This is a genomic window from Photobacterium jeanii (assembly GCF_001650345.1).
Classification (GTDB): Bacteria; Pseudomonadota; Gammaproteobacteria; order Enterobacterales; family Vibrionaceae; genus Photobacterium; species Photobacterium jeanii.
In genome coordinates this window covers 78,150-92,529 of record NZ_LVHF01000018.1, presented here as the reverse complement: position 1 = coordinate 92,529, position 14,380 = coordinate 78,150, and the positions used below count along the sequence as shown (strand labels likewise).

Below are 14,380 nucleotides of genomic sequence, written 5' to 3'. Positions count from 1 at the left end.
GAGCAAAGTTGACCGATTATACCGACCAACCCTTAACTCTCCAACATTTGTTGGTTAATTTCATGCTGTCTCTGAGTTCATATCTATTTCAGCAATGCAATTGCTGTAATCATAAACCCGCTAACGTTAGATTTTTACTAAGAAAAATCAGGCTTCACCCATAACAGCAATATTTAACTCCATTTCGGCGAGTTGACGGGCAACTTTACCAACATCCCCCGCTCCTTGCGTCAACACTAGGTCATCTTCGCCAATAATGTTCGCTAAAGCTGCAGGAAGAGCATCAATGGTTGGAACAAAAATTGGGTCGATCTTACCGCGACCACGGATCGTACGACATAGCGAACGACCATCCGCACCAACAATTGGAGTTTCACCCGCTGAGTACACGTCGAGCATCACTAACACGTCGACTTGTTCCAACACATTTGCAAAATCTTCATATAAGTCACGGGTACGACTGTAACGATGCGGCTGGAAGATCATCACTAGACGCTTATCTGGCCAACCAGCACGAGCCGCTTGAATAGTTACATCGACTTCGCTTGGGTGATGACCGTAATCGTCCACTAACATGACTTTACCGTTACCGCTCTCGAACTCACCTAGGTGATCGAAGCGACGCCCCGTGCCTTGGAACTCCGCTAAACCACGGATGATGGCTTCGTCTGCAATGCCTTCTTCGGTTGCGACGGCTGCCGCGGCAGTGGCATTCAATGCGTTGTGCTTACCCGGTACGTTAAGCGTAATTTCAAGATCCGGCTTGCCTTCACGCGCAATCACAAACTGACCTTGCGAGCCTTGCTGACGGTAGTTCAGTAGACGAACATCCGCATCTTCAGAGAAGCCGTACGTCGTCACTTGACGACCAATACGTGGTAATAATTCACGTACTACAGGATCATCAATACATACCACAGCTAAACCGTAGAATGGTAGGTTGTGCAAAAAGTCGATGAAGGTTTGCTTCAACACTTCAAAATCACCACCGTAAGTTTCCATGTGATCCGCTTCGATATTGGTCACAACACTCACCATCGGCTGAAGGTGCAAGAAGGACGCATCACTTTCATCCGCTTCGGCAATCAGATAACGGCTGCAGCCTAAACGCGCATTGGTGCCCGCACTTTTCACCAAACCGCCATTAACGAATGTGGGATCAAGACCTGCCTCAGAATAAATTTGAGTCACCAGCGCCGTTGTAGTGGTTTTACCGTGGGTACCCGCAATCGCGATACCATGGCGGTAGCGCATTAGCTCTGCCAGCATTTCAGCACGGCGAACAACAGGAATACGCAATTCACGCGCGGCAACAAGCTCAGGGTTCTGCTGTGAAATCGCGGTTGAGACAACCACCACGCTCGCACCTTCAACGTTTTCTTGTTGATGACCGAAAAAGATTTCAGCCCCTTTGCTTTGCAGGCTATTGGTCACGGCATTCGGTGCAATATCAGAGCCGCTGATACGGTAACCTTCGTTAACCAGCACTTCCGCGATACCACTCATGCCTGCACCACCGATGCCAACAAAGTGAATGCGTTCTACACGGCGCATTTCTGGCACCATAGTTCGAATTTTTGCTAGTTGCGGGTTGTCCAATTTGTTCATCACTTATTTCTCGTTCTTGTCTTTTGCCAGTGATTTAATGATGTCTGCGACTCTTACATCGGCATCAAGAATAGCGGCATCGCGTGCTGCTTGTGCCATCGACAGCAACGCAGGACGGTCAAGCTTTTGTAATTGTTGTGCCAGTTTAACGGCGGTCAGTTCTGGCTGTTCTATCATTAAAGCCGCTTGCGCTTGCACTAAATGATCAGCATTGAGGGCTTGTTGGCGATCTTTATGCATAAATGGAACGAAGATCGCAGCCAAACCAGCGGCTGACAGCTCAGAAACAGTTAATGCCCCCGAGCGACAAACCACCACATCAGCCCATGCATAGGCTGCGGCGACATCGTCGATAAACTCGGTCACTTTAAAATCAGGGTTCGCTTCGCTTTGTGCTGCATAGCGTTGCTCGGTATCTGCTTGTGCGCCTTTACCTGCTTGATGCCATACGGTGATGTTGTTACCCAATAAGGCCGCCACTTCTGGCATAGTGTGGTTCAAAATGCGTGCCCCTTGGCTACCGCCCATCACTAACACACGAATTGGACCATCACGCTCAGCCATACGCTCATCAGGCGCAGGCAATGCCGTCACATCTTGACGAACGGGGTTACCGACAACCTCTTGATTAGCAAAAGCCCCAGGAAAAGCTTGCAATACACGGCGCGCAATTTTCGACAACCACTGATTCGTCAGACCAGCAATGGCATTTTGCTCGTGTAACACCACAGGGATGCCGCTTAGCCAAGCCGCCACACCACCAGGACCACTCACATAACCGCCCATGCCTAATACCACATCCGGTTGCCATGCTTTGATATGCTGACGCGCTTGCTTTATAGCGCCTAAAATTTGGAAGGGAGCAGCCAACAGACGTTTCACGCCCTGACCGCGTAAGCCTTTCACTTTAATAAAATCGATCTCAATGCCATGCTGTGGCACCAAATCCGCTTCCATTCGATCCGCAGTACCTAACCAGCGGATCTCCCATCCCTGTTGTTGCAATTGCTTTGCTACCGCCAAGCCTGGGAACACGTGTCCACCAGTACCACCAGCCATAACAAGTAAACGCTTACTTTTCGTCATTATTTGTTTCTGTACTATTTTCAGATTCTTCTTGCTCGACCGGATGATATTTCACATGCAGTCGTTGCTCGTGATCAATCCTGATCAAGATGGCCACCGCCGTCGCCATAATAAATAAACTTGAGCCACCGTAACTGATCAGTGGCAAGGTTAAACCTTTGGTCGGCACGATCCCCGCCGCTGCCCCAACATTGACTAGGGTTTGGAAAGCAAACCAAATGCCAATACCAAACGCTAAAAAACCACCAAACAGTAATTCGCTTTGCAGTGATTTACGGCCAATATCGAGTGCTTTAAATACCAGGGCAAAAATCAACAGCAAGACAATGGCAACGCCCACAAGTCCCAGCTCTTCTGCCAGCACGGCAAACACAAAGTCGGTGTGGGCTTCTGGTAAGTATTCCAGCTTTTGGATCGAGTTACCCAAACCTTGACCAAACCAATCGCCTCGGCCAAAAGCCATTAGGGATTGTGTTAACTGGTAGCCGCTACCAAATGGGTCTTCCCACGGGTCAAGGAAGGAGGTTACTCGTCGCATCCGATAAGGCTCGAACACAATAAGAATAACAATGCCGAATACCGCCAAGGCGATCATAGCAAGGAACTGCCATAGCTGGGCACCCGCGATGAATAACATCCCTACCGTGGTCACAAACATTACCACGAAAGTCCCCAAATCAGGTTGCTGAAGCAGCAATGCCGCCAACAACACCAGCACGGCAAGTGGTTTCGCAAAGCCTAAAAAACTGGCTCGAACTTGCGAATACTGACGCACCAAATAACCCGATAGGAAGATAAACAATGACAGTTTTGCCACTTCCGCTGGCTGGAGGTTAAAAATACCTAATGGGATCCAACGAGACGCACCGTTAACCGAGCGACCTACGCCCAATACCACGAGCAGCAGCACAATGGAAAGTAACAGCATGGGTACACTGAATTGCTGCCACCGCGCCAGTGGCACTTGTACCACGACGCCAATGATCACCAACGAGCACACCAAGAAAAAGGCATGACGGGCTGCAAAATAGAAAGGCATCTCGGTAAGGCGAGTTGCAATCGGCATCGAAGCTGACGTTACGATCACCAAGCCGATCACCATCAATGCGAAGGCAATCCACACCAGCTGACGATCGTACAGGCAAGGTGTTGCAGGTTTAGTGAACCACTCCGATAGCGAAAACATCCCGTCCTTAGTTTGCCTTAGCATTCAGTCGCTCCTGCGACCTGATGTTGTAACGCTTGCGCCAAGGTGACAAAGGCATCACCTCGCGCCATAAAATTAGGGAACTGATCAAAACTGGCACAGGCTGGCGATAGCATGATCATATCACCCGCTTGCGCGGTACTTGCCGCTTGGCTCATCGCCTCGCTCATAGTCTCAACGCAGATAGGTTCGGCGACCAAAGGGGCAAAAAGATGACCATCACGACCATAACAGTACAGTTGAACATTCAAGTTTGCCAACACAGGAGCAAGCTCTGAGAAATCAGCACCTTTACCATCACCACCCACCAACAGGTGAAGTTTACCTTCAAGATCGAGCCCTTTGAGCGCAGCTAAGGTACTGGCGACATTGGTTGCCTTTGAATCATTCACCCACTTCACACCGTGTTGTTGCACCACCAATTGGCAGCGATGCACTAGACCTGTGTAACGGCGAAGCGCACGACAAGCGGCTACGTGTTCAATACCAACCGCATCCGCCAAAGCCAGCGCCGCCAAGCTATTGGCGACATTATGGCGACCAACCAACGCAATCTCATTGGCAGGCATAAGTGGCACTTGATTCACCGCTAGGAACTCTTGCCCCGCTTGCTCAACCAAACCATAGGCTTGATCATCAAAGCCAAAGCTGGTCATTGGCGATTGAGTTTCAGGTCGGGTAGCAAGATCATCACGGTTATAAACCGCTAATTCCGCATGGTGGAAAATACGCATTTTAGCTGCACTGTAATCTTCCAAACCTTGGTAGCGGTCCATGTGATCTTCAGACAAGTTAAGGTACACCGCCGCTTTTAGCTTCAGCGAGGAGGTGGTTTCAAGCTGAAAACTCGACAGCTCTAGCACATACAAATCGTGATCATTAGCCAGCATGTCTAAAGCAGCAAAGCCAATATTGCCGCCGACACCGACATTAATATTGGCTTCTTTCGCCATTTCACCAACAAGGCTAGTGACGGTGCTTTTACCGTTCGAGCCAGTAATGGCAATAACGGGTTTAGTTACCGCACGGGCAAATAGCTCGATATCACCGATGATTTCAATCCCAGCTTGAGCGGCTTGTTGAAGCTCAGGGGTTGCCAGCGCAATGCCTGGGCTAGCAACAATCAAGTCAGCCTCAAGCAACCAACTCATATTCCACTCACCGCTGCACAAGCTAACTTGTGGCGGAAGCTCTTCCTGACCCGGTGGTGAAACTCGGGTATCAATCACTTTAATATCTAGCGGTTGCGGCTGACGCAGCAAATGGCGCACCACAGACAACCCTGTCATGCCCAAACCAATAACGACGATACGGTTCACACCACCTAAGCCATTCATTTAGCGTACCTTCAACGTTGCTAAAGCAATAAGAACCAACATCAGGGTAATGATCCAGAAGCGCACGATCACGCGAGGTTCTGGCCAACCTTTCAATTCGTAGTGGTGATGGATAGGCGCCATGCGGAAAATACGTTGACCACGTAGCTTGTATGAGCCGACCTGAAGGATCACAGATACGGTTTCCATTACGAATACACCGCCCATGATCACCAATAGCAATTCTTGGCGAACCAATACTGCGATAGTACCCAGTGCGCCACCAAGAGCTAATGAGCCTACATCGCCCATGAATACTTGCGCTGGGTAGGTGTTAAACCACAAAAAGCCCAGACCAGCACCGACAATAGCAGTACAGACCACCACCAATTCGCTGGCGTTGCTAAGGTAAGGAATATGCAGGTAGTTCGCAAAGTTAACGTTACCCGTTGCCCATGCGATAAACGCCATACCCGATGCCACCATCACAGTTGGCATGATTGCCAAGCCATCAAGGCCATCGGTTAAGTTAACCGCGTTACTGGTACCTACAATCACAAAGTAAGTGAACACGATGTAGAACAGCCCTAACTGCGGCATTACGTCTTTAAAGAACGGCACCACAAGCTGAGTCGCTACGGTATCTTGACCATGAGCATACAGCGCAAACGCCACTCCAAGCGCAATCACAGACTGCCAGAAGTATTTCCAGCGGGCGATCAAGCCATCGGTATTTTTGCGTACCACTTTACGGTAATCATCCACAAAGCCCACCGCGCCGTAGCCAAGCATGACTACAAGTACAGCCCATACATAAGGATTCGAGAGATCCGCCCATAACAATACCGTGATCGTAATGGCCGCCAAAATCATGATGCCGCCCATCGTTGGGGTGCCACGTTTACTAAAGTGCGACTCAGGGCCTTCGTTACGAATAACCTGACCAATTTGAAGCATTTGCAGGCGGGCAATCAAACGCGGTCCCATCCACAGTGAAATCACTAACGCCGTCAGTACACTGATGATGGCGCGAAACGTCAAATATTCAAAAAGACGAAAAAATGGGAACGTAGACTGAAGTACGTCTGCTAACCAGTAAATCATTATTTATTTTCCTGAAGTGCTGCAATCACGTCTTCCATGCGGGAGCTACGCGCGCCTTTTGCTAACACTGTTACCTCTTGGTGTTGTTTAAGTACTTGCGCTACTTGAGCATTAATTGCCGCAAGTAACCCAGATTTTTCCGCAAAGTGTTGACCTTGATTGAGCTCACTCACTACGGCACTTGCTTTGCCGAAGGTGAAAACTGCATCAAACCCTTTATCCATAGCATATTCAGCCACTTCACGGTGTAATTGTTCGCTTTCTTCCCCAAGTTCAGCCATATCACCCAGCACGAACCAACGTAAGCCAGTAAACGATGCCAATAGGTCGATCGCCGCTTTTACCGATGCCACGCTGGCATTGTAGGTATCGTCGATCAAGCGCAAGCCTGGGTAAGGTTGAGTGATATCAACGCGACCTTTCACATTACTCACTTGACCAAGCCCTTGTGCTACATCGGCTAAACTTGCGCCCATCGCAAAGCTTAATGCCGCTGCCGCCAGTGCATTGGCGACATTGTGGCTACCAGCTAAGGTCAATTGGACAGGGATATCGCCCTTAGGGGTGCGCATTGTAAAACATGCGCGACCGTCTGAGTTAATATTTATATCACTTGCAGAGAAATCAGCTTCTGATTGCGGAGCAGAAAACGTCACCACTTGCTGCTCGGTCAATTGTGCTGACCAGCGCGATAAATCATGAGAGTCAAGATTCACCACCGCCATACCACCCGCTGGCAAACCTTCAAAAATTTCCCCTTTCGCTTTAGCAACCCCTTCTAGAGAGCCAAAACCTTCAAGGTGAGCCGCTGCTAAATTGTTGATCAGCGCCGCTTGCGGTTTAACAAGATTGGTGGTGTAAGCGATTTCGTTTTGGTGATTAGCACCAAGCTCGATCACCGCAAAATCATGCTCTGCCGTTAGGCGCAATAACGTCAGTGGGACACCGATGTCGTTATTAAAATTACCAGCAGTCGCCAGTACCTTGCCGCGCGCCTCTAGGATCGCAGCCACCATTTCTTTCACTGTCGTTTTGCCACAGCTACCAGTTAGCGCTACGGTTTTTAAGCCATGCGTCTCAGTGAGCGTTTTTGCCACCCAAGCGCCAATTTGGCCTAACGCGATACGGGTATCTGCCACCACCAACTGGGGTACAGCAAGGGGGAGTTGGCGACTAACGAGCAGTGCACGAGCGCCATTCTCTAACGCTTGGTCGCAAAAATCGTGGGCATCAAAACGTTCGCCTTTTAAGGCAATAAACAGCCCATCGTGTTCAATATGACGAGTGTCTGTTGATACGGTGCGGATGGTTACATCATCACCCACCAGAGTGGCATCGAGCACATCCGCAAGGTGAGACAATTGCACGTCGATCATGCTTGTGTCTCCAATAAGGTTTGAACCGTTTCACGATCCGAATAATGAATAGTTTGATCCGCTAGCACTTGGTAATCTTCGTGGCCTTTACCTGCAACCAGTACAATGTCTTGCGGGCCTGCATGGTCAAACGCGTACTGACATGCCGTAAAACGATCGTGTTGCACCGTTGCCAGTTCAGGCTGCTTTAACCCAGCAAGCATATCTTTGATGATCGCAGCTGGCGATTCGCTGCGAGGATTATCATCGGTCAAAATAATGCAATCGGCGTGTTGTTCGGCGATTTCAGCCATCATTGGGCGTTTACCCGCATCGCGATCGCCACCACAACCGAAAATACACCACAGCTTACCTTCACAATGTACGCGCAGGGCTTGCAAGGCTTTTTCTAGCGCATCTGGTGTATGAGCATAGTCGACCACCATCATAGGTTTGTCAGCCTTTTGAAAAACTTCCATCCGGCCAATCACCGCGTTTAGCTGCGGTGCAGTTGCAATCAATTGCTCACGGTCATGCCCTGTCGCCAGCAAGGTTGCCAGCGCCAGTAAAATATTCATCACATTGAAAGAACCAACCAACGGTGCAGTGAAATGACCCGCGCCCCAAGTCGAATCAAAACCAATGGTGACGCCTTGAGTACTATAGGCGACCTCAGTGAGCCACAACGCAGGCCCTTGATGGTTTGCCAACTTAGCAGACTCCGTGGTCACAGCAACCGCTTGAGGTAAGGTCATCAGCCACTTTTCGCCCACGGCATCATCGATGTTAATGACAGCCATGCCCGCGTGATGCTCAGTGAACAAGCTTTGTTTCGCAGCAGCGTAACTCACCATATCACCGTGGTAATCCAAATGGTCACGGCTCAAGTTGGTAAAAATGCTGGCTACAAAATGGAGCGCTTTTACGCGCCCTTGCACCAGACCATGCGATGACACTTCCATCGCGGCAAAAGTTGCACCTTGATGATGAAGATCCGCTAACACATGCTGGATTTCAATCGCACTTCCCGTGGTGTTAGCCGCTGGTTGTAGAGCTTCCAACAAGCCATTGCCCGTGGTGCCCATCACACCAGCACGATAACCCACTAACTCAGCCCACTGCGCTAACAGTTGGCTAATGGTGGTTTTACCATTGGTGCCTGTGACCGCCACCAGCTTAAGTTGCTCATCAGGCTTGGCGTAGAAGGCTTTAGCCATCGCGGATAAATGTAAGTTCAAATCCGCGATGTAAATGATCGGCACACCTTGCTGCATTGCAACGTCACCGTGACTGGCGATACCTTGTGCTTCCGCAACCACTGCAATCGCGCCTTGAGCGATCGCGTTATCAATAAAGCGACGCCCATCCACCACATGACCTTTCACGGCAGCAAACAAACAGCCAGCGGTCACGTCACGGCTATCAAGAGTAAATGAACTTGGCGTCAGCGTCGCTAACAACGCGTGATGCGTTGATGTTGAAGGCAGCCACGGCTGAAAGAGTTGTGCCAAAGTTTGAGTCTGATTAGGTATCGGCATTCGATGTGCCTCTATTTAAAACAACATTAAGCTTATCGCCGGAGCCAGCATCAGGCGGCACATTCAAAATGTGCAGCGCACTGCTCATGACATCGGAAAAAATTGGAGCGGCAATTGCACCACCGTAATACTGATCACCTTGGGGTTCGTTGACCACCACCACCATAGCTACACGCGGATTACTAATAGGGGCAAGGCCGGCGGTCATCGCAATATATTCATCGCTGTAGCCACCCGCAGCCGCTTTCTTCGCTGTACCTGTTTTGGCACCAACACGGTAGCCCGCAACAGCAGCGCGTTTCGCACTGCCTTCTTTATTCGTTACCAACTCAAGCATATTCAGTAGCTTGCGGGCATTTTCAACCGAGACAACTTGGCGCCCGGGCATAATTTCATCCGTTTTCAGGATCGAGAGTGGACGGTTCACCCCCATTGCTCCCAAAGTGGCATAAGCACGTACTAATTGGATAGGTGTCACCGAAATACCGTAACCAAACGATAGGGTAGCGCGCTCAAAGTCAGACCAACGACGACGATCAGGGAAGAAGCCTTGCGATTCACCGATCAGGTTAATGCCGGACGGATCACCCATGCCGACGCTGCTGTACATGCCTAACAGCGCTTCCACCGGCATTGCGAGCGAGAGCTTACTGACCCCGATGTTACTGGATTTTTGAAGGATACGAGCCAAGTTCGCCTTGCCCACTTTCGAGACATCACGAACTCGGCTACCGCCCACCTGCATAATACCGTTACCGGTATCAATAATGGTGTTTTCATCAGCGATGCCATTTTCGAGCGCACTCAACACCACAAATGGCTTGATGGTTGAGCCCGGCTCCATTGCATCGGTGATCACGCGGTTACGCATCCGAAAACTTTGTAAATTATCACGGTTGTTCGGGTTGTAAGAGGGCGCGTTGACCATCGCGAGAATTTCCCCGGTGCGCACATCGACCATCACAATACTGGCTGACGTCGCACGGTAGTCAACAACCGCTTGTTTCACTGCACGGTAAGCCACCGCTTGCAAACGCTGATCAATACTCAATTGCAGCGGTTTACCGGGCTCACGTTTTTTCAGCGAGATATTTTCAACCACACGACCATAGCGGTCTTTACGCACGGTTTTACGCCCCGGCTCGCCGGTTAACCAACCGTCGTAAGTGCGCTCAACCCCTTCCAAACCGTGGCTATCGATCCCTGTCATCCCCACTAAATGGGCACTGACTTCACCGGTTGGGTAAAAGCGACGGGACTCATCTTTAAGCCCGACACCAGGAAGTTTCAATTTCCCCACGTAAGCGGCCATCGCAGGGCTAACCTGACGTGCTAAATAAATAAAACGACGTGATTTGTTTTTTTCGATCCGCGCAACTAACTTGCTACGGTCCAAGCCCAATACGTCAGCCAACGCATGCCAACGGTCACGCTCAATCATGCCGCCATTTTTGTAGATTTGTACCGGATCCGCCCACACCGCCTGCACAGGTACACTGACCGCCAGCTGTTCGCCATTACGATCAGAAATAATACCGCGAGCAGAAGGCAATGCTTTGACCCTTAGCGAGCGCATATCACCTTCTTGGATCAATTTACCCGGCTCCAACACTTGGATATATGCTGCCCGACCAATGAGCAGCACCAGCGCTAAGGCAACAAAGAAGCAAATAACACGAAAACGCCACGGGATGAATGCCGGTGGCGCTTTAACACGTCGTTGATTGGATGGCTTGGTGCGTTTGAAGAGCTTCATCATCATGGGACAACCACTTCACTGGCGGAAGTCGGACGCTTCATATCAAGCTGGGTCTCGGCTAAACGCTCGACTCGGCTGTGCTCAGCCAACGAGCTTTCTTCCAAAATCTGATTTCGCCATTCGATATCGAGCTGATCACGCTCGATCAATAGCTGTTCTTGCTGAACAATCAATTGCCGCGTCTGGTGGGTGATATACACCACAGCCAAGGCTGATGCCAAAATCAGCACCAGCAATAACAACGGCAATCGCCCGATCGTAAGGAGATCCTTACCGATCAGGCGAAACAGGTTCATTGAAGGTTCAGCACTTGGCTTCATAATTTCTCAGCTAAACGCAGTACCGAGCTACGAGCGCGGGTGTTATAGCCAAGTTCATCTTTCGATGGCTTGATCGCTTTACTCGCCAGTTTCAAATCAGCACTACCTAGCGCTTTAATTTGTTCTTCGGTCAATGGTAGACCCGCTGGCACTTCTGGGCCTTTACTGTGTTTACGCATAAAACGTTTTACCATGCGATCTTCCAGCGAGTGGAAACTGATCACAGACAAACGACCTTGCGGTGCTAGCACTTTTAGTGCGCCGTTTAGCGCCGTCTCGATCTCATCAAGCTCACTGTTGATGTAAATGCGGATCGCCTGGAAGCTACGCGTTGCTGGATGCTTGTGCTTGTCACGGAACGGAGACACTTCCGCAATCAAGTTAGCGAGTTGCACTGTGCGTGTTAGTGGTTCTTTGTCTGGGTTTTCGCGATGCTCAACGATGCCACGAGCAATACGTTTTGCAAAACGTTCTTCACCAAACTCTTTCAGTACCCATGCAATATCATCTGCTTCCGCTTCGGCTAACCATTCTGCTGCCGATTGACCCGACGTCGGGTCCATACGCATATCTAATGGGCCGTCACGCATGAAGCTAAAGCCACGCTCAGCATCATCTAGCTGAGGTGAAGACACCCCAAGATCGAGCAACACACCATCAACTTGGCCTAGTAGCTCACGGGTTTCCATGTAATTAGCCATGCCAGAGAATGGGCCATGAATAATCGTAAAGCGTGGATCGTCAATCGTCTGAGCTTCAGCAATCGCTTGTGGATCACGGTCGATGCTGTACAAGCGACCATTTTCACCTAATTTAGATAAGATCAAACGGCTATGGCCACCGCGACCGAATGTGCCGTCGATATAAATACCATCGGGTTTAATATCGAGACCGTCTACTGACTCGTGCAGTAAAACGGAAACATGCTCAAATTGTTCTGACATAACGTAATTGTTTCAACTAAAGTGAAAGCTCACTAAGGCGTGTCGACAGGGTTGCCGACGCCTCAGCCTGAAATTGTGTATCTTGCAAGATCTGCTGCTGCCATTGAGGCTCGTGCCACAGCTCAAATTTATTGTATTGACCCACTAGCATCACTTTGCCATCAAGTCCGGCGTATTGCCGTAAGCTTGGCGCAATCAATAAACGGCCATGACCGTCCATTTCACATTCACTTGCATGCCCCAATAGCAAACGCTGAAGGCGTCGCTCTTCGGGATGAAAACTCGATAAACGGGAGAGTTTAATTTCGATGCGTTCCCATTCATGGAGTGGGTATAGTAACAGGCAGGGGTATTGATGATCGATAGTACAGACAAATTGCCCCTCGCAGCATTGCTGCAGTGGCATTCGATATCGCTTAGGAATAGCTAATCGCCCTTTCCCGTCCATTGCGACAGCTGTGACACCTCGAAGCATAATATGTGCTCTGCAATATCCCTATTACCAATCAAACACTTAACGAAAGCACTTATTGTTAATAGTCATTATTGGGCAACATTACCCACTTTTTCCCACAAAAAACCACTTTGAAGTGTACGTATGAGTGAAAAAAGAAGTCAAGAAAGCCGCCAATAATTAGCAGAAAAATCACAGTTCACCCATATATTGCCAATATTAAGGCCCTAAAACGACAAAAGGTGATGCCATATTCGTAAGAACACAGCATCACCTTTTATACATAAATGGGTGAGTTGGCCGATAAGCCGGGTTTTGTCCCGCTTGCGCGGTGGTAACCATTCCTCTAGACCTGCAATCGCTCACAGGTTCCAGCAACCTACCCGTCCCCAACGCGGACCACGCCAATGGGGACCTATTTGGTCTTGCTCCGGGTGGAGTTTACCGTGCCACGAACTATTACTAGCCGCGCGGTGCGCTCTTACCGCACCCTTTCACCCTTACCTGTTCTCGCAAGCGAGTCATCGGCGGTTTGCTCTCTGCTGCACTGGTCGTAGGCTCGCGCCCCCCAGACGTTATCTGGCACCCTGTCCTGTGGAGCCCGGACTTTCCTCCCCTCCGTCAGTCTCCCAAGGGACATCAACGAAGCAGCGGTTACCTGGCCAACTCAGGCGGCGAATTGTATAAGACTCCAGCGTCAGTTACCAGTGAAATCACACAATTCCAACCAAGCTGAATAAAAATAAACCAATCTTGCTATTGAGCGACAGTCAATTAACAACTGACGCGCAAACGCACGATTAATCCAAGTTATCCAAGCCCCACTTATACAGGGCATTTTTCTTCGCACCATGAATTTCAGCCGCCAGTGCTGCCGCCTTTTTCAGCGGTAACTCTTTGGCAAGTAATGCCACGGTACGACACGCTTCCGGTGGTAATTCATTTTTCTCTGCGCGATGACCGGCCACCAGCACCACCATTTCGCCACGAATGCGGTTACTGTCTTCGTTAAGCCATTCAATCAACTCACCCAGCGGTGCCCCGTGAATGGTCTCGTACGTTTTGGTTAACTCACGCGCTAACACCACCTGGCGCTCAGGACCTAGCACGGCAAGCATATCTGCCAGTGAATCTAAGATACGGTGCGGTGATTCGTAGAAAATCAGGGTGCGTGCGTCATTTTCTAGCGTAGTGAAGGTATCACGACGTCCTTTGCTTTTCGGTGGCAAGAAGCCTTCAAAGCTGAAACGGTCTGACGGTAACCCGGCACCACTTAGTGCGGTGATCACGGCACATGGCCCTGGAAGAGGAACAACTTTAACACCCGCCTGACGACAACGGTTCACCAAATGGTATCCTGGATCGCTGATCAGCGGAGTACCGGCATCGGAAACCAATGCGATGCTAGTGCCAGCCTGTAGTTTCTCGATCAAAAAGTCCGCTTTTTGCTGTTCATTATGATCGTGAAGCGCAAAGGTGCGGGTTGAGATAGAAAAATGGGACAGCAAACGGGATGTGTGACGGGTATCTTCGGCCGCAATCAGGTCGACATTCGCCAAAACATCCAATGCGCGCTGTGTAATGTCTGCTAAATTACCGATTGGTGTTGGGACGATGTACAAAGTTGCGACATCTACCGCGCATGAATTGGTCTCACTCATTTGTCTAAGATCTCATCTGCAATTAATA

At 49.9% G+C, this 14,380-nt stretch carries 12 protein-coding genes and 1 other RNA gene; all 13 read right to left on the bottom strand.

The genetic code is table 11. The annotated features are described in order from the left end of the window. Positions 1–147 precede the first annotated feature (147 nt). A complete protein-coding gene (gene murC, locus A3K86_RS10425; RefSeq protein ID WP_068330890.1) occupies positions 148–1,608 on the bottom strand; it encodes a UDP-N-acetylmuramate--L-alanine ligase in 1,461 nt (486 codons plus the stop codon). Positions 1,609–1,611: 3 nt separating this feature from the next. Next, a complete protein-coding gene (murG, locus tag A3K86_RS10420) occupies positions 1,612–2,694 on the bottom strand; it encodes an undecaprenyldiphospho-muramoylpentapeptide beta-N-acetylglucosaminyltransferase (protein WP_068330833.1) in 1,083 nt (360 codons plus the stop codon). Continuing rightward, on the bottom strand, positions 2,681–3,904 hold the full coding sequence (ftsW, locus tag A3K86_RS10415) for a cell division protein FtsW (protein ID WP_068330832.1): 1,224 nt from the start codon (positions 3,902–3,904) through the stop codon (positions 2,681–2,683). Before ftsW ends, murG begins: the two co-directional genes overlap by 14 nt. Further along, a complete protein-coding gene (murD, locus tag A3K86_RS10410) occupies positions 3,898–5,238 on the bottom strand; it encodes a UDP-N-acetylmuramoyl-L-alanine--D-glutamate ligase (RefSeq protein WP_068330831.1) in 1,341 nt (446 codons plus the stop codon). The genes ftsW and murD overlap by 7 nt, the downstream gene beginning before the upstream one ends. Next, positions 5,239–6,321 (bottom strand): phospho-N-acetylmuramoyl-pentapeptide-transferase, encoded by a 1,083-nt coding sequence (gene mraY, locus A3K86_RS10405; RefSeq protein WP_068330830.1) that lies wholly within the window; start codon positions 6,319–6,321, stop codon positions 5,239–5,241. It abuts the gene before it with no gap. Then, positions 6,321–7,697, bottom strand: coding sequence for a UDP-N-acetylmuramoyl-tripeptide--D-alanyl-D-alanine ligase (gene murF, locus A3K86_RS10400; RefSeq protein WP_068330829.1), 1,377 nt, complete (start codon positions 7,695–7,697; stop codon positions 6,321–6,323). Before murF ends, mraY begins: the two co-directional genes overlap by 1 nt. Next, complete coding sequence (gene murE, locus A3K86_RS10395; protein ID WP_084406564.1) at positions 7,694–9,214, bottom strand: UDP-N-acetylmuramoyl-L-alanyl-D-glutamate--2,6-diaminopimelate ligase; 1,521 nt, start codon at positions 9,212–9,214, stop codon at positions 7,694–7,696. Before murE ends, murF begins: the two co-directional genes overlap by 4 nt. Further along, the gene (locus A3K86_RS10390; protein WP_068330888.1) at positions 9,201–10,970 is read right to left on the bottom strand and encodes a penicillin-binding transpeptidase domain-containing protein; all 1,770 of its coding nucleotides are present in this window, start codon (positions 10,968–10,970) and stop codon (positions 9,201–9,203) included. The genes murE and A3K86_RS10390 overlap by 14 nt, the downstream gene beginning before the upstream one ends. A 2-nt stretch (positions 10,971–10,972) precedes the next feature. Continuing rightward, positions 10,973–11,293, bottom strand: a complete 321-nt coding sequence (ftsL, locus tag A3K86_RS10385) for a cell division protein FtsL (RefSeq protein WP_068330828.1) — start codon at positions 11,291–11,293, stop codon at positions 10,973–10,975. Next, a complete protein-coding gene (gene rsmH / locus A3K86_RS10380) occupies positions 11,290–12,237 on the bottom strand; it encodes a 16S rRNA (cytosine(1402)-N(4))-methyltransferase RsmH (RefSeq protein WP_068330827.1) in 948 nt (315 codons plus the stop codon). Before rsmH ends, ftsL begins: the two co-directional genes overlap by 4 nt. Positions 12,238–12,253: 16 nt before the next feature. After that, positions 12,254–12,712 (bottom strand): division/cell wall cluster transcriptional repressor MraZ, encoded by a 459-nt coding sequence (mraZ, locus tag A3K86_RS10375; protein WP_068330826.1) that lies wholly within the window; start codon positions 12,710–12,712, stop codon positions 12,254–12,256. A gap of 267 nt (positions 12,713–12,979) precedes the next feature. Then, an RNA gene (rnpB, locus tag A3K86_RS10370) (RNase P RNA component class A) lies at positions 12,980–13,361 on the bottom strand. A 130-nt stretch (positions 13,362–13,491) separates the two neighbouring features. Then, positions 13,492–14,352 (bottom strand): 16S rRNA (cytidine(1402)-2'-O)-methyltransferase, encoded by an 861-nt coding sequence (gene rsmI / locus A3K86_RS10365; RefSeq protein ID WP_068330825.1) that lies wholly within the window; start codon positions 14,350–14,352, stop codon positions 13,492–13,494. Between the last annotated feature and the right edge of the window lie 28 nt (positions 14,353–14,380).

Coding starts and splice junctions, on each gene's coding strand:
- mraZ (WP_068330826.1), bottom strand. CDS start 12,712: ATGCTTCGAGGTGTCACAGCTGTCGCAATGGACGGGAAAGGGCGATTA.
- mraY (WP_068330830.1), bottom strand. CDS start 6,321: ATGATTTACTGGTTAGCAGACGTACTTCAGTCTACGTTCCCATTTTTT.
- murE (WP_084406564.1), bottom strand. CDS start 9,214: ATGCCGATACCTAATCAGACTCAAACTTTGGCACAACTCTTTCAGCCG.
- murD (WP_068330831.1), bottom strand. CDS start 5,238: ATGAATGGCTTAGGTGGTGTGAACCGTATCGTCGTTATTGGTTTGGGC.
- murF (WP_068330829.1), bottom strand. CDS start 7,697: ATGATCGACGTGCAATTGTCTCACCTTGCGGATGTGCTCGATGCCACT.
- rsmH (WP_068330827.1), bottom strand. CDS start 12,237: ATGTCAGAACAATTTGAGCATGTTTCCGTTTTACTGCACGAGTCAGTA.
- ftsW (WP_068330832.1), bottom strand. CDS start 3,904: ATGCTAAGGCAAACTAAGGACGGGATGTTTTCGCTATCGGAGTGGTTC.
- murC (WP_068330890.1), bottom strand. CDS start 1,608: ATGAACAAATTGGACAACCCGCAACTAGCAAAAATTCGAACTATGGTG.
- ftsL (WP_068330828.1), bottom strand. CDS start 11,293: ATGAAGCCAAGTGCTGAACCTTCAATGAACCTGTTTCGCCTGATCGGT.
- murG (WP_068330833.1), bottom strand. CDS start 2,694: ATGACGAAAAGTAAGCGTTTACTTGTTATGGCTGGTGGTACTGGTGGA.
- rsmI (WP_068330825.1), bottom strand. CDS start 14,352: ATGAGTGAGACCAATTCATGCGCGGTAGATGTCGCAACTTTGTACATC.
- A3K86_RS10390 (WP_068330888.1), bottom strand. CDS start 10,970: ATGAAGCTCTTCAAACGCACCAAGCCATCCAATCAACGACGTGTTAAA.